The following is a 17,137-nucleotide window of genomic DNA, read 5'->3' as shown; positions in this document are numbered from 1 at the left end:
TAACAGATGTTTCAAACGTTACTTAATAAAACAAAAGGCGACAGATGGATTTGGTTAATCATCATCCTGCTTTCGCTAATATCTGTAATGGCAGTTTACAGCGCTACAGGTACGCTCGCTTACAAAAGGGGCGAGGCGGTTGAAAAGTTGTTTTTATTTAAACATTTTATTTTTGTGGTAATGGGTATTGTGATGATATACATATCCCATTTGCTAGACTATCGCTATTATGCTGGTATTTCTAAAATATTAATGATAATAACAATTCCTTTGCTTGTTTACACACTAATTTTTGGAGCACATGTTAACGATGCTTCTCGCTGGGTGAAAATTCCAGTTATTGGGTTGACTTTTCAAACTTCAGATTTGGCAAAGCTTGCACTCATAACTTTTCTTGCTCGAATGCTATCCCGAAAACAGGAAAATATAAAGGATATCAAAGAATCTTTTGTTCCTATCATTGGTTCAGTATGTTTAGTAACTGTTCTAATTGCATATGCAAATATGTCGACGGCAATGATGCTGTTTGGCGTAAGTATTTTGCTTTTAATAATTGGCAGGATTAGTATTAAGCAAATTGCAATCGTCAGTTTTGCTGGTGGCATTTTATTGGTTATCGTTTTATTATTTGGTCCCCGAGGGAAAACATATATTTCAAGGATCAAAACTTTCGTACATCCAGAGCAGCAACATTCTGACAAAACTTTCCAGGCAGATCAGGCAAAAATTGCCTTGGCTACTGGTGGTGTTTTCGGTAAAGGACCAGGTAATAGTACACAACGCAATTTCTTACCGCACCCTTATTCTGATTTTATTTTTGCCATTATTATTGAGGAATGGGGAACGTTTGGAGGAATGGTGATTATGATACTTTACCTGGTGCTTTTATACCGATGTATAAAAATAGTAACCCGGGCACCCAAAGCATTTGGTGCATTGCTAGCTGCCGGTTTGAGTTTCAGTTTAACGATACAGGCTTTTGCAAATATGGCTGTAGCGGTTGGTTTAGGTCCAGTTACTGGCGTTCCACTTCCATTAGTAAGTATGGGTGGAACATCGATGATATTTACCAGTGTGGCTTTCGGTATTATTTTAAGTGTTAGCCGTGATGTTGAAGAAAATGTTGCGGGTAAAGCAGTACCAGATAAAACAAAAGTTAGTAATAAAGTAATAGTTGGTGAGATACCGGCATTTGGATAAAAAATGTTGAATGAGAGGGTGTTGAATTGGTGAATGAGGGAGTGATTGAATGAGAGAGTGAGAGAATGATTGAATGAGAGAGTGATTGAATAAAGCATCCCAAAGTTTTTTTTATTAATTTATTTAAATAACGATGGAGCATGCAACTAAAGTAGATTTTGTTACTGCAATAAAGGCGAGAACAAAAAAGCTTGTTTTAGATTCGATAAGGTTTTATCAATCACTTCCAAAGGCAGAAGAGGCCAGAATAATTGGAAGGCAATTTATTCGATCTGCATCATCAGTTGGAGCTAATTACAGAGCTGCCTGCAGAAGCAGATCAAAGGCTGAGTTTTATGCAAAACTCAGTATAGTTGTTGAAGAAGCTGATGAAACAGCATTTTGGATTGAAATTTTAACAGAATCAAATATTACAGATTCTTTGAGTGCTCAACCACTATTAAAAGAAGTAAATTAAATTTTAGCCATTGTGGCCAAAGAAAGAAAAACATTAAGTACTAATAAACAATAATTGAATTAAGATGATAGAATTATTGAATGAAGCAATCGCTTGTAAAATTCATTCAATCACTCATTCAAAATTCACTAATTAATTAAAAATGAATAATTCCCCAAAAATTATCATATCAGGAGGTGGCACAGGCGGGCACATATTTCCCGCCATTGCCATTGCCAATGCATTAAAACGTATTGTGCCTGCCTGTGAAATATTGTTTGTGGGTGCAACAGGCCGTATGGAAATGGAAAAAGTTCCTGCAGCAGGATATAAAATTGTTGGCTTAAATATTAGTGGAATACAGCGTGGCTCAATTGTAAAGAATCTGGCTTTACCGTTTAAAGTTTTAGGAAGTGTTCGCAAAGCATTGCAACTGATAATTGATTTTAAGCCAGATGCAGTAGTTGGTGTTGGCGGTTATGCTTCAGGTCCGTTATTGTATGCTGCATCATTGAAAGGCATTCCTTACCTCATCCAGGAACAGAATTCTTATGCTGGTGTAACCAATAAGTGGCTTGGGAAAAAGGCTTCCAAAATTTGTGTCGCTTTTGATGATATGGAACAGTTTTTTTCGGCAGATAAAACATTAAAAACAGGAAATCCGGTTCGTCTGGAAGTTATAGATATTAAGGGAAAACATTTTTCGGGTGCTGAACTTTTGAAACTGGATCCGCAAAAGAGAACTATTTTGGTAACCGGTGGTAGCCTAGGAGCAGGCACTTTAAATAAAAGTATTGAAAAACACCTACCTGAAATCATAGCGCAAGATGTTCAGGTGATATGGCAAACAGGTAAATTCTATTATAAAGGAATTATCGAAAGATTAGGACCAGACTATCATCCAAATGTTCGGATTTTAGAGTTTTTGAATAAAATGGATTTGGCTTATGCTGCTGCCGATGTAATTATTAGTAGAGCAGGCGCAGGAACCATTGCAGAATTATGTCTGATTAAAAAGCCAGTGATTTTAGTGCCTTCGCCAAATGTGGCTGAAGATCATCAAACTAAAAATGCATTGGCTTTAGTGAAAAACAATGCCGCTGTATTAATTAATGATAGGTCTGCTGAAGATACATTGGTGTCAGAAGCTTTAAAGCTGTTAAATGATAAAAGCACTTGCGCTACTTTATCTGATAATATTGGGAAAATGGGACTTCCAAATGCTGATGAAATTATAGCTAATGAAGTTTTAAAATTGATAAAAAGATAAAAGAATAAAACCGAAAGACCAAAGCAATTACAAAACGTTATTGCATTTAAGAAACAATCTCGAAGCTAAAAAAATTAAACGATTTGAAAGGTAGCTTCTACTTTCAGCTTAAAAATATGGAATTAAGTAAAATAAATAGGGTGTATTTTGTTGGTATCGGTGGTATCGGTATGAGTGCTATTGCCCGTTATTTTGCTAAGCGAGGCCAGTTAGTGTGTGGTTACGATAAAACCCGCACCAAGCTAACTGAAACTCTGGAGCAGGAAGGAATTGTTATTTCATATATGGATGAAGCAGCTTCTTTGCCATTTGAATTTCAGGATAATCATGATGAAACGTTAATTGTTTACACACCTGCCATTCCAAAAGATTCGAAAATTTTAAATCAATTTATAAACAAAGGTTTTAGCCTTAAAAAACGTTCAGAGGTTTTAGGTATTATTAGTAAAGGTATGTTCTGTATTGCAGTTGCCGGTACGCATGGTAAAACTACAACATCATCAATTGTTGCTCATATTTTAAAAGATACCGGTTACGATTGTACGGCTTTTTTAGGTGGTATTACAAGTAATTATAACAGCAATGTTCTATTTGGAAATAACAATGTAGTAGTTGTTGAAGCAGATGAATACGACAGATCATTTTTAACTTTACATCCTGATGTGGCCGTTATAACTTCCATGGATGCTGATCACCTCGATATTTATGGAGATAAAAGTAAGCTGGAAGAATCATTTCATCTCTTTGCAGGACAGCTAAAATCTGGTGGTCATGTATACGCTCACGAAGGTTTACCTATTCAAAATAGTGTAAGCTATGCGGCAAGTTCATCTGCTGATGCGAGGGCTGAAAATCTTCGCGTAGAAGGATCAAAATTTATTTTCGATTATTCTGATGTAAACTACACCATAAAAGATTTGAGTTTGATGTTGCCTGGTAAACATAATGTTGAAAACACAGCGGTTGCAATTGCCATCGCTCTACAACTCGGCATTGATACTGAAAAAATTAAGCAAGCCGTTGCAAACTTCAAAGGCGTTAAAAGAAGATTTGAATATGTAGTGAATAACGATAAACAGATTTATATCGACGATTATGCACATCACCCTGAAGAATTAAAAGCTTGCTTTGATGCGGTAAGACAACTCTATCCATATAAAAAATTAACGGTTATTTTTCAACCACATTTGTTTACCAGAACGCGGGATTTTGCTGATGAATTTGCAAAAGTTTTAAGCACAGCTGATGAACTAATGTTATTGGAAATTTATCCAGCAAGGGAATTACCGATTGAAGGCATTAATGGTCAATATTTGCTTGATAAAATTACATTGGAGGATAAGAAAGTATGTGGAAAAGATTTTGTTATTCAGCATGTTAAACAAACTAAACCTGAATTACTTTTAACAGTTGGCGCAGGTGATGTAGATACATTAATTGAACCATTAAAAAACATTATAAATAATGCTTAATCGGATAAACTGGAGCGCAATTTTTACTGGCTTCGCTTGGCTAATCAGTCTTGCAGGTGTAGTGGTGCTTTTAAGTTTCATCAACGTAAAAAAGCAAACCGTTAAATGTACCGAAGTAAAAATATTAATTCCGGGTGCTGATAATTTTATCGAACGTGAAGAAGTTGATCAGATTTTACGAGAAGATCAGGGCGTTTTAGTTGGACGGAATTTAGAACAGATAAATATTCACCAAATTGAACAAAAGCTTCAATCTAATCCCTACATCGGTTTTGCAAAAGTTTATGCAGATATGGATGGCGTACTTCGCATAGAGATTAAGCAAAGACAACCAATCCTAAGGATTTTAAATTCTTTGGGGCAGGATTTTTATATTGATAACGATGGGCTAAAAATGCCGATTTCGCCAAACTTTACGGCGGATGTCCTTGTTGCTACTGGGAATATTCAGGAGGTTTTTGGTACGCGTGTTGATACTTTAAGAACACAAATGGCTCGTGATTTATATAAAACAGCACAATACATTAAAAAAGATACACTTTGGGATAATCAGATTGAACAAATTATTGTTGATGGTAAAAATGATATCGAATTGATACCAAGAGTTGGGAATCAGCGTATAATATTAGGCAGCGCAGATTCTTTAGACAAAAAAATGAAAAATCTGTTAATCTTCTATAAAAAAGCTATGCCGCAAGTTGGGTGGGAAACTTATAGAACAATAAATATTAAGTACACCAATCAGATTGTTTGTGAGAAAAGAGATTCATCATTAATGGCTAAAAGACCTAAAGAATTTACCGCTGCAGATAGTTTGAATATAACCAGAAAGGTATCAGATTCTTTAATAAGAGATGTTATCGGGCAGGCCATTAAAAATGGCGAAGTAAAAGAAGATAGGGAATCCGATCAGCGTGATGAGCAGCCAGTTGTAGCTGCATTAAAGCCAAAGGTTGTTAAAACGGAAGCCCCGAAACCTAAACCTGCTGAAACAAAATCCGAAGTGAAGAAAGAAAAGCCAAAGGCAGTAACGCCTAAGGCAGATGAGAAAAAGGAGAAACCTAAAACTTCAGATTCAAAACCAGAAGCCAAAAAGGATAAAACTTTTGCAGCGAAAATGGCAGGTGCCAAGGCAATTAAACCTGAAACAAATCAGAAAAAAACAACAACAGAAAAAAAGAATAAATAAGATCCCTCTGAAAATAAAATATATAACTCAACAAAATTAACGAATATGGACAAGGCAAAATTTACCAGTCAGTCTCCAATTGTAGTTGGCCTGGATATTGGTACTACAAAAATATGTGTTATTGTAGGCCGCAGGACACAGCATGGCAAAATAGAAGTTTTAGGCATTGGCAAAGCCGAATCTGCAGGCGTAACCCGAGGAGTGGTTTCTAACATTCAGAAAACCGTTCAAGGGATTGCTCAAGCTGTAGAAGTTGCGAGCGGCCAATCTAATGTAGAGATACAAGTTGTGAATGTGGGTATTGCAGGTCAGCACATCAAAAGTCTTCAACACCGGGGTATCTTAACCAGAAGGGAATTAAACAACGAAATAGGAAAGAAGGATATTGATAAACTAATCGATGATATGTTTAAACTGGTTATGCCTCCAGGTGAGGAAATTATCCATGTTTTGCCTCAGGAATTTACCATCGATAATGAACCTGGTATTAAAGATCCGATTGGGATGGCTGGCGTTCGTTTAGAAGCTAATTTCCATATTATTTCAGGTCAGGTTACTGCTGTAAAAAATATTATTAAATGTGTAAACAATGCTGGTCTGCAAACTCAGGATTTAATTCTTGAGCCGCTGGCTTCTTCTGAATCGGTGTTGAGCGATGAAGAAAAAGAAGCTGGTATTGCATTGGTTGATATTGGTGGTGGTACAACTGATATTGCGATTTTTCATGAAGGCATTATCCGTCACACGGCAGTTATTCCATTCGGTGGCAATAGCGTTACCGAAGATATACGCGAAGGTTGTTCTGTAATGCGCAACCAGGCCGAGTTATTAAAAACGCGTTTCGGTTCTGCCTTAGCCGAAGAAAATAAAGAAAACGAAATTATTTGTGTACCAGGATTACGCGGAAGAGAGCCGAAAGAAATTTCAGTAAAAAACCTGGCTTACGTAATCCAGGCTCGAATGGAAGAAATCATCGAGCATGTTTATTATGAAATTAAAGCGTCGGGTTACGAGAAAAAATTAATTGGCGGTATTGTGATTACCGGTGGTGGCGCTTTATTAAAACACTTAAGTCAGGCTGTTGAATATGTAACAGGTTTAGATTGTCGCATTGGTTATCCAAATGAGCATTTATCTAAATATGAAGATATGCCGAAAACCATTTACGATGATTTAAAAAGTCCGATGTATGCCACCAGCGTGGGTTTATTAATTAAAGGAATTCAAAAAGCTGAAGAGTTGATTGAAGAAATGAAACAACCTGGTGTTTTTGTAGAAAAACCAAAAACAGCAAAAGAAAAGGAAAAACGCGGACCAGGTTTATTTGATAAGTTACTTGCGAAAACCAGGACTTTCATTCAGGATGACATGGACGTTAGCGATGAAGATTACCTTAAAAGCTAATTTTTTTCAACAAAAGATGAGTTTTCCACATTATGAACACTTGTGGAAAACCTATGTTGAAAAAGTGTTAATATTACGTTTGGTAATGAACAGAATTTAAGAATTTTAAACAACTGATTCATAAGATTATGCAGTTCGAAATGTTAAAAGATAAGTCGTCAATCATCAAAGTAATTGGTGTTGGGGGCGGTGGCGGCAACGCAGTAAACCATATGTACCTGTCGGGTATTACTGGTGTGGATTTTATTATTTGTAATACCGATGCCCAGGCTTTGGAATCTAGTCCTATACCTAACAAGGTACAATTAGGCGCAAGCTTAACTGAAGGAATGGGTGCCGGTTCTATTCCTGAAGTTGGAAAAAACTCGGCAATAGAAAATATAGATGATATAAAAGCCATGCTTGGTAGCACCACCAAAATGTTGTTTATAACAGCAGGAATGGGTGGTGGAACAGGTACGGGCGCAAGCCCTATTATTGCCAAAGCTGCTAAAGAACTTGATATTTTGACTGTAGCAATTATAACAACACCATTTTCTTTTGAGGGCAAGCGACGTAGGTTACAGGCTGATGAAGGTATGGAAGAGTTGAAGAAATATGTAGATTCTTATCTTGTTATTTCTAACGACAGATTGCGTGAAATATTCGGTAATCTGACTTTAGGCTCTGCATTTGGTCAGGCTGACGATATTTTAACAACAGCCGCGAAAGGCATCGCAGAGATTATTACAGTTCCAGGTTACATAAACGTGGATTTTAAAGATGTACGCACTGTGATGAAAGATAGCGGTGTGGCGATTATGGGTAGCTTTGCAGCCGATGGAGAAGACCGTGCTTTAACAGCCGTTGAAGGTGCGCTTGCATCTCCACTGTTAAAAGACAATGAAATTGAGGGTGCTCGTTATATTTTATTAAACATAAGTTCTGGTTTACGTGAGGTAACCATGGATGAGGTTTCGATAATTACTGATTATATTCAAGAAAAGGCAGGTTTATCTGCAGATTTGATATGGGGTAATTGTACAGATGAAACTTTAGGTGACAGACTTTCTGTTACCATCATTGCTACGGGTTTCCAAACCTCTGAGCAACGCGTAAATGAAGAAAAAAATAAGAAAAAAATATCATTATTAACACCAGAAGAAGCACCGTTAGTTAGAGCTGTTGAGCCTGTTAATTCTTTTATACAACCTAAATCGGTTCCATCTTACGAACCTGTTTTAAAAACAAAAGAAGAAGCTCCGCAAGCTGACTTATTCGGCGGAATGTTCAGTAAGCCAGAAGCTCCAAAGTATCAGGAGCCAGAAAATAATGTGGTTCGCCATACTTTAGTAGAAGAAGAGCCACAGGCAGAAGCACCTGCTGAAACTGGTTTTGAATTTGAAATTAAGCTGGCGGAAACAGAGTTTGTATTTGAACCTGTTACTGCAATGCCTGAGCCTGAACCAGAATTACCTATTGCTGGTTTAGATGATAACCAAAATGATGAATCGGTAGAGGAACAGCTAAAAAAATCAAGAGAACGTATAATGCGTCTAAAAGATTTAAGCATGAAACTTCGTACTACAAATGGTTTGCAAGAATTGGAAAATGAACCTGCTTATAAACGTAAACAAATGCAGTTGCAACAAGTTCAGCATTCTTCAGAATCACAGATTAGTCGTTTTACTTTGAGCAATGATGAAGATGGGGGAACTGAGATAAAACCTAACAATTCTTTCCTGCATGATAATGTTGATTAATGTAAACCAAATATAATTTTAAGGCCCCGAATATGTACTCGGGGCTTTTTTGGCATAAAATTAGATTGTTAAATTTTCTTAATTGACATCACAAAGATGAATCGGGTTGATTTTAAGCTGAATAAACCTTAAATTCGCAACAATTTAAATACAATAAATACATATTACATTGGATATATTTGATAAGATAACGAAACACATGGGCCCCTTAGGGCAACACCAGAAATGGTCTCATGGGTATTTCTCGTTTCCAAAATTAGAAGGAGAAATTGCACCACACATGCAATTTAACGGAAAAGAACATTTGGTTTGGAGCTTAAACAATTATTTAGGTTTGGCCAATCATCCTGAAGTTAGAAAAGCAGATGAGGAAGCAGCTGCTAAGTTTGGAATGGCTTACCCGATGGGTGCACGTATGATGAGCGGTAACTCAAAATATCATGAGCAATTAGAGCAAGAATTAGCTGAATTTGTTGGTAAGCCTGATGCCTTTTTATTAAATTTCGGTTATCAGGGTATGGTTTCTATTATCGATACTTTAGTTGATAGAAATGATGTTGTTGTTTATGACGCAGAGTCTCACGCTTGTATTGTTGATGGCTTACGTCTGCATATGGGCAAACGCTTCGTTTATAAGCACAATGATGTTGAAAGTGCCCGCAAACAATTAGAACGTGCTACAAAGCTGGTTGAAGAAACAGGTGGGGGTATTCTTTTAATTACAGAAGGTGTTTTCGGAATGAGTGGTGCTCAGGGAAAATTAAAAGAACTCATCGAACTTAAAAAGGAATTTACTTTCCGTATTTTGGTTGATGATGCACATGGTTTTGGTACGATGGGTAAAACAGGAGCGGGTACGCACGAGGCGCAGGATTGTATTGAAGATATCGATGTTTATTTTTCAACTTTTGCAAAATCTATGGCTGGTATTGGTGCTTTCGTTGCTTCAACGGTTGATATTACCAACTTCCTGAGATACAATATGCGTTCTCAAACTTTTGCCAAAGCATTGCCTATGCCAATGGTTATCGGATTGTTAAAACGGTTAGAACTTTTGAAAACAAAACCCGAACTTAAAGATAAACTCTGGGAAATAGCGATGGCTTTACAAAAGGGTTTACGTGAACGTGGTTTGGATTTAGGTATTACTGATACCGTGGTAACACCTGTTTTCTTAAAAGGAGAATTAACTGATGCTACGGCCATTACTTATGATTTGCGTGAGAACTACGGAATATTTTGCTCAATCGTAATCTTTCCGGTAATTCCAAAAGGTTTAATAGAATTACGCCTTATTCCAACTGCAGTTCACACCCTTGAAGATGTACAGCGTACGCTGGATGCATTTAGTGAGGTTTCTCAAAAACTGGAAAACGGTTATTATAAAGAGAATCAATTCGCCGCAGTTTAGGCTTAAATTAATATTTATAAAGCCCTTTAATTCATTTTAAAGGGCTTTACTGTTTGCTGTTTTTTTTGAATTTATTTGATTTTTAGTCATTTAATTTATTTTTTTTATAATATAGATGTTCATAAACGTTTAAAATGTGGAAAAAAAGCAACTTAGAGGCTTTTTTTTGTGCCGATAAAAGTTTTTTTATTTAATTAAACACGTTAAATTAGAGGTACAAAAAATCAAAACTAAAAACCTAAAATTTACAGGAGCCATTAAAATGAAAAAATTCGAAGAAGTCAAAAGTTTAATTTCAGCTTTAGAAGCTGATGCAGACAAGTTTTATACAAAAGGAAATAGTGCAGCGGGTACACGCATACGTAAAGGCATGCAAGATTTGAAAAATTTAGCGCAGGCCATTCGTTTAGAAGTTCAGGATACGAAAAATAAAGCTTAGGCGAATAAATATATTTTAAAAACAGAGGCTGTCTCATAAATCAATTTATCTTTGCACCTTGTCACGTTGAGCTTGTCGAAACGCCTTAAAAGTCAGTTTTGAGAATACTTCGACAGGCTAAGGATGACATTTTGTATTTATGAGACAGCCTTTTTTTTTATATAGTATTATTTGAATGTTACTTTCCTTCAAAATTAGAGAATACAGCTAGCTCAGTTTAGAAGTATGAAAATGTTTGATGTATTCTAATTATCAGTTTCGGATTGAAATTTACTTTAACTTTTAGTAAGCAATTTAATGCTCAAAAATAGGTTAAATCAATTCAATTGCTATTTCATAGTTTTTATAAAAATATTCAATATTCTCTATAAGAATATTTCTCTGCGCAATCGTTTGACCATAAAAATATCTCGTTTAAAAATTTCTACAATTCAATTCCAGAATTATAATTGAAATACTGCCTCAATTCTTAATTGTAGTAGTTAGGTAGTAAGCATTACAATTTATTCTTTCCCCAACTTCAATATTCTGATTAACATATGGCTTATGTTTATTCAACTTGCGGTAAATACTAAGATTCTGTACAGAAATAGGTCTTTCTGAAATCTATTGTTTTGATAGGAATCAAACGTTTGTCTGCATTTTGTATCCGTAAAAACTGCTCTGGCCTTCATTATTAATATATTTTTACCATAACTAAACAACTAATTAACAAAATGTCTTATGGTAAAAAAAAATAGAAGAAAAATATTCCTAACCAGTATTTGTGCTTTTCTATCACTAATGAGTTATGCGCAAATTAGTATTAAAGGTGTAGTGAAAGATAATAGCGGGCAACCATTACCGGGTGTAAGCGTAAGGGTAAAAGGAACCTCGCTTGGGGTGGCCACTAGTCCTGATGGAATTTATGTTATTAGTGCTCCGGCTAATTCTACACTAACTTTTTCTTTTATTGGATATAACATGCAAGAGATTGCAATAAACAATAAGAATGAAATTAATGTAACACTTGCAGATGCACCATTATCCAATTTAGATGAAGTAGTGGTTGTAGGTTATGGTACTCAAAAAAAGATTAACCTCTCAGGCGCAGTAAACACCGTAAATACTAAGGCAATAGTTAACAGACCTGTAACTTCGCTTATAAATGCACTACAGGGAACAGTGCCAGGTATGGCCATTAAATCTACTCCTGGAGATGTTGGCGCTGATTTAGGAAGTATAAATGTAAGGGGTAGAGGTAACTTAGGCGCATCAGAACCATTATACGTTGTCGATGGAGTAATCGTACCTTCCGGAGATTTTGCCCGTATCAATTCAAATGATGTAGAAAACATCTCTGTGTTAAAAGATGCTTCATCATCTTCAATTTATGGCTCCAGAGCAGCTTACGGAGTAATTTTAGTTACTACCAAAAAAGGAAGTGGCGCAGCTAAGGTTACCTATAATGCTTATTATGGAAATCAAACTGCTTTGTATCTTCCTGATTTTGTTGGTGCTTACGATTATGCTGTACTACGAAATGAAGCTGCTACAAATGCAGGAAAATCTGTAGTTTACTCTGCCACAGCATTAGATATAATCAAAAATCAATCTGATCCCGATAAATATCCTGATAATGATTGGTTTGCATTAACGCTTAAAAAAAATGCACCAATGATGGAACACCAACTTAATATTTCTGGTGGAGATAAAACGAGGTATTATTTAAGTGGTGCATATTTTACTCAAAATTCATTAATTCCTGGTAAAGATTTAAAGCGCTATTCATTAAGAGCAAATATGGAAAACCAGGTTTCGGAAAAATTTAAAATTAGTACCAATCTTTCGTTTGTAAGAGATGGTTTCGATAATGAAAAAGGTGCGATTAATTTTACAACATTATCAAGAGAAACCCCTCTTTTAGTAGCAAAGCAAACTAATGGACAATGGGGAAGTGTTAATGGAGGTATTATTGATGCAACTTTGGCACGTGATAACACCTTGAGAAAATTAGAAGAAGGAGGAAGAAACTCTTACAATACAAACCGCTTCATTGGCAATTTAAATGGAACTTACACTCCGGTAAAAGGTCTAGAGATTGGCGGCTTGTTCTCTTACAATTTTTACAATACATTAAATAGCGCATTCATAAACACAATGAATCCCATTAATAATTTCTTTACCGGATTGCCAATTGCAAGTACAGCTGTAACCACCAATCAACTAACAGAATCTTGGGAAAACACTGGTAGAATGTTAGCACAGGCAACTGCGAATTATGAAAAAACAGTTGGTAAGCATTATTTTAAAGCTTTAGTGGGCGCATCTTATGAAAACTATAACAATCGAACTATCAGTACCATTCGCAAAAATTTTGTAAATAACGATTTAAATGCAATTAACGGTGGTTCGCAATTGCCAGAAAATACAACGGCAAGTGGTGGAATTCAACAGCGTGCTTTTGCTTCAGTTTTTGGCCGATTAAACTATTCATTTAACGATACATATTTATTAGAAGCTAGTTTAAGAAACGATGCATCATCTCAATTTGCCTCAGGAAATAGAAGTGGCTTATATCCTTCATTTTCTGCTGCCTGGCGTATTTCAAAAGAAAGTTTCATGCAAGATGTTAGAGCAGTTAATGAATTAAAGCTTAGATTATCATACGGTAAATTGGGTAATATTAACAACGTAGGAAATTACGATTTCTATGATGGCTTAAACACTGGTACAGTGGTGATTTTGGATGAAACAAAACAAGATGGCGTTTACCCTGGTAAAATATTTAACAATTTGTTAAGCTGGGAAAAGGTTGATATGTACAATGCTGGTTTAGATGCAACTTTGTTTAAATCATTTAACCTACAAGTAGATGTATTCAACAGATTAACCAAAGATATTTTACTGTCTAATCCCAACATTCCAGCAGAAGCGGGATTGGCTTCGGGTGAAGCACCATCAATAAACCTTGGTCAGGTAAGAAACAGAGGATTCGAACTTTCTTTAAGCTACAATGGAAAAGTTAATGATTTTACTTATTCAATTGGTGGTAACGTAAGTAAAATTTGGAATAAAGTTGTTGATTTAGGTGGTACTAACGAAACAGCACCTAGCGGTTATTACATCAATAGGGTAGGACAAGCTATTGGTTCATTTTACATGTACCAGTCTGACGGTTTGTTTTCTTCAAATGCTGAAGTTGCCTCGCATGCATTCCAATCTACAGCAACGAAAGCCGGTGATATTAAATATGTTGATCAAAATGGAGATAAAAAAATTGATGGAGATGATCGTGTAATTACAGGTAATGATGTTCCGTATTTTATATATGGAATTAATTTTACAGCAAATTATAAAAATTTCGATTTTTCGGTTTTGGGTCAGGGTGTGAATGATGTAAAAGTTTATTTAGAGAGTGAGGCATCTCAGGCATTTTTTAATAGTGCAGGTGCAAAATCTTATGTTTTGGAAAGGTGGACAGCTGCTAATCCAAATCCAAATGCTGTGTACCCAAGAGTTTTAATCTCTGCAGATAACAGTCAAAACCTCGTTCAGTCTGATTTCTGGCTATTTAATGCTGATTATTTTAGAGTAAAAACAATTGCTTTAGGATACAGCCTACCTAAAAAGGTTTTAGATAAATTAAAAATTGGAGGTTTAAGGGTATATGCTTCAAGTAATAATCCATTTACAATAAGAGGAGATAAACGATTAAAAGATTTCGATCCTGAAACACCTTCAGCGAGAGCTTCTTATCCAACTTTAAAAACATATTCTTTCGGCATAAACCTAACCCTATAAACACATGAAAAAAATATTTTATATAGCATTTGTTTTTGCAGTAATCGCGATGGGTAGCTGCAAAAAATCAGATTTGGATTATGTTCCACAAGACCAACTATCCAGTAATTCTTTTTGGAAAACAGAGAAGGATGCAACACTCGCTTTAAATGCTTGTTATGGTTATTTTAGCAATGCATATAGCAATGCTTATGATGATGGTGCAAGTGATAATGCTTATGCACAATACCCTTGGGAAAGTAATGCCACACCAATTGCTGCTGGGAATATAAATGCAACAATAGATCAAGGCTATGGTAGCAGATATGTTTACATCAGAAGGTATAATTATTTTCTGGATAATGTAAGTAAAGCACCACTATCTGTAGCAATGATGAAAAGATACGTTGCTGAAGCTAAAGTGTTAAGGGCAATAACTTATTATGATTTAGCAAGAGTATTTGGCCCGGTTCCATTATTAAAAACGGCTTATGCAGAACCATCTGAAACTGCTATTGCACCAACGTCGGAAGCTGATGTGATTAATTTTGCTATTAGTGAAATCCAATCTGCGGTGGCCGATTTAAACCCAGCAATTGTACAGAGTGGAAGAATTACCGCTGGCGCTGCCTGGGCTTTTCTTGCCAGAATACAGCTACAATATCAAAAATATGCTGATGCAGTTGTAAGTGCAGAAAAAGTAAAATCATTAGGTTATCAACTTTTCAGAAAAAATACATTAACTGCTGATGATTTAACAGATGATTTTAGCAGCTACCTAACATTTGCTAATGCTGCAGATAAAGATAAATTTTATAAAGGATTAGCAAGTTATGAGCAACAATTTTGGGCGGCTAATGAACTTGATAATAAAGAATTAATTTTGGCATCTCAAAATATTTCCAACTCATCTTACGATTATGGAAATGGTTTAAGGACTCTTTTTCCGTCTAGTGATTTGGGTGGATGGAGTTCAATTACGCCAACGCAAGATTTAGTTAATGCTTACTGGAATAAAAATGGTGATGCATTTACACCTCCTGCAGCAAATGTTAGAGCAACAAATTATAATAGTGGAAAACCAAACGCAGCTTACAACGATGAATTCAAAAACCGTGATACCAGATTGTATGCATCCATTTTGTTTCCGGGAACACCATGGGGAAGAATTAACGCAGGTTTCAGCTTCGCTTGGGGTAAAGGTGGTGGAAATAATAGCGTAACAGGATACAACTTTAAAAAACTGGTAGACCCATCGCCAGAAAGTTCTCAAAACGAATGGGATGGTTCTCAAGATTTCCCTATTATAAGATATGCTGAGGTTTTATTAGCTTTCTCAGAAGCCAAAAACGAATTGAGTGGTCCTGATGCAACAATTTATGCAGCACTTGATGATATCAGAACCAGATCGGGTATGCCTGCCGTAAATCAAACAGCAATAAATACAAAAGAAAAACTACGCGATTTTATTAGAAATGAGCGGAGAATAGAATTGGCTGGTGAAGGACAAAGATACGCGGATATTCGACGCTGGAATATTGCTATAGATGTTATGAAAACAACTTACGACATTACAAATAGCATTGTACAAACCAGGGTTTGGGATAATAAATTTATGTTAATGCCTTATCCGCAAACTGCAATAGATAGAAATGCTAATTTAAAAACGGCTCAAACCACTAAAGGCTACTAATTAAACGCAAAAGAGGCTGTATAGTAAATACGAAATGTCATACTGAGCTTGTCGAAGGACTTGAAAAACTGCCTTTTAAGGCGTTTCGACAAGCTCAACGTGACAAGATTCGAAGATAAATTGATTTATTATACAGTCTCTCTTTAAATAGCCTTTTTTTTAAGCAACTACACTTAACTTTTCTATCTCTTTTATTATTAAATCTTCTAGTGTTGAACTCGCTTTAATAAGTGGTAACCTCACGGTATCGCCACAAACTCCTAAGTGTTTAAGCGCTGCCTTAACTCCAGCTGGATTTCCTTCTAAAAAAGCCAAACGGGTAAATTCAATCAGACTTAAATGAGCTGGAATAGCAGTTTTAAAATCGCCAGCTAAACAAAGCCTTACCATGGTAGAAAAGTGTTTTGGAATTGCATTGGCAATAACCGAAATAATTCCTGAAGCACCCAAAGCGATCATAGGTAAAGTAATAGGATCGTCACCCGAAATCAATAGGAAGTCTTCAGGTTTATCACGCATAATTTGATTGAACTGGTCAAAACTTCCTGATGCTTCTTTAGTTGCTATGATATTTTTAAAATCATGTGCCAATCGGCATGTTGTTTCAGGATTCATATTACTCATTGTACGCCCTGGAACATTATAAAGAATTAAATCCAGTGGAGAAACTTCTGCTAAATATTTGTAGTGTTGATAAATGCCCTCCTGAGTTGGTTTATTGTAGTAAGGACTAACAGATAATATTGCACTATAACCTGTCGCATCAAAAGCTTTGATATCTTCTGCAACGGCTAGCGTATTATTACCACCAATGCCGGCGACTAAAGGCAGTCTGTTATTGTTAATTTCAGCAGTATAGGCCCACACTTTCTTCTTCTCATCCTTTGTCATTGTTGCTGTTTCGCCAGTTGTACCCAAAGAAACGAGATAATCTATCCCTCCATCTATCAAATGATTAATCAGATTTTTTAAACCATCATAATCAACAGACCCATCTGTGTTAAAAGGTGTAACCAATGCCACACCAGTTCCCTGAAATTTGTTCATTTTAATTTATAATTATTGAATTTTGAATGAGTGATTTAGTGAAATGTGATAACATTCGTTCATTCAAGGATT

Annotated in this window: 12 protein-coding genes; 11 read left to right on the top strand and 1 reads right to left on the bottom strand. The window is 35.8% G+C overall.

The window, feature by feature from the left end; all coding sequences use genetic code 11:
- The first annotated feature begins 6 nt into the window (after positions 1-6).
- The 11 genes from IEV50_RS18670 to IEV50_RS18620 all read left to right on the top strand — a co-directional run bounded on the left by IEV50_RS18670 (position 7) and on the right by IEV50_RS18620 (position 16,018).
- Complete coding sequence (locus tag IEV50_RS18670) at positions 7-1,200, top strand: FtsW/RodA/SpoVE family cell cycle protein (RefSeq protein ID WP_188417284.1); 1,194 nt, start codon at positions 7-9, stop codon at positions 1,198-1,200.
- A 133-nt stretch (positions 1,201-1,333) separates the two neighbouring features.
- Entirely contained in the window at positions 1,334-1,657 is a 324-nt protein-coding gene (locus IEV50_RS18665) for a four helix bundle protein (RefSeq protein WP_188417282.1), read from the top strand.
- Positions 1,658-1,799: 142 nt separating this feature from the next.
- On the top strand, positions 1,800-2,906 hold the full coding sequence (gene murG / locus IEV50_RS18660; protein ID WP_188417280.1) for an undecaprenyldiphospho-muramoylpentapeptide beta-N-acetylglucosaminyltransferase: 1,107 nt from the start codon (positions 1,800-1,802) through the stop codon (positions 2,904-2,906).
- A 116-nt stretch (positions 2,907-3,022) separates the two neighbouring features.
- On the top strand, positions 3,023-4,378 hold the full coding sequence (murC, locus tag IEV50_RS18655; RefSeq protein WP_188417278.1) for a UDP-N-acetylmuramate--L-alanine ligase: 1,356 nt from the start codon (positions 3,023-3,025) through the stop codon (positions 4,376-4,378).
- Positions 4,371-5,567 carry a cell division protein FtsQ/DivIB gene (locus IEV50_RS18650; protein ID WP_229746801.1) on the top strand — a complete coding sequence of 399 codons (1,197 nt, stop codon included), beginning with the start codon at positions 4,371-4,373 and terminating at the stop codon, positions 5,565-5,567. Before murC ends, IEV50_RS18650 begins: the two co-directional genes overlap by 8 nt.
- A 45-nt stretch (positions 5,568-5,612) precedes the next feature.
- Complete coding sequence (gene ftsA, locus IEV50_RS18645) at positions 5,613-6,971, top strand: cell division protein FtsA (RefSeq protein WP_188417276.1); 1,359 nt, start codon at positions 5,613-5,615, stop codon at positions 6,969-6,971.
- A gap of 128 nt (positions 6,972-7,099) precedes the next feature.
- The gene (gene ftsZ, locus IEV50_RS18640) at positions 7,100-8,713 is read left to right on the top strand and encodes a cell division protein FtsZ (protein WP_188417275.1); all 1,614 of its coding nucleotides are present in this window, start codon (positions 7,100-7,102) and stop codon (positions 8,711-8,713) included.
- A 169-nt stretch (positions 8,714-8,882) separates the two neighbouring features.
- The gene (locus IEV50_RS18635; protein WP_188417273.1) at positions 8,883-10,124 is read left to right on the top strand and encodes an aminotransferase class I/II-fold pyridoxal phosphate-dependent enzyme; all 1,242 of its coding nucleotides are present in this window, start codon (positions 8,883-8,885) and stop codon (positions 10,122-10,124) included.
- 262 nt (positions 10,125-10,386) lie between these two features.
- Positions 10,387-10,563, top strand: coding sequence for a BF3379 family histone-like protein (locus IEV50_RS18630; protein WP_188417270.1), 177 nt, complete (start codon positions 10,387-10,389; stop codon positions 10,561-10,563).
- 723 nt (positions 10,564-11,286) lie between these two features.
- Positions 11,287-14,346, top strand: coding sequence for a SusC/RagA family TonB-linked outer membrane protein (locus IEV50_RS18625; RefSeq protein ID WP_229746800.1), 3,060 nt, complete (start codon positions 11,287-11,289; stop codon positions 14,344-14,346).
- 4 nt (positions 14,347-14,350) lie between these two features.
- Complete coding sequence (locus IEV50_RS18620) at positions 14,351-16,018, top strand: RagB/SusD family nutrient uptake outer membrane protein (protein WP_188417268.1); 1,668 nt, start codon at positions 14,351-14,353, stop codon at positions 16,016-16,018.
- 159 nt (positions 16,019-16,177) lie between these two features.
- On the opposite strand, the gene dapA is transcribed toward IEV50_RS18620, so the two are convergent.
- On the bottom strand, positions 16,178-17,065 hold the full coding sequence (gene dapA, locus IEV50_RS18615) for a 4-hydroxy-tetrahydrodipicolinate synthase (protein WP_188417266.1): 888 nt from the start codon (positions 17,063-17,065) through the stop codon (positions 16,178-16,180).
- Positions 17,066-17,137 lie beyond the last annotated feature (72 nt).

The sequence above is a fragment of the Pedobacter mendelii genome, assembly GCF_014635725.1.
GTDB lineage: Bacteria > Bacteroidota > Bacteroidia > Sphingobacteriales > Sphingobacteriaceae > Pedobacter > Pedobacter mendelii.
This window is presented reverse-complemented; position numbering and strand designations above follow the sequence as displayed.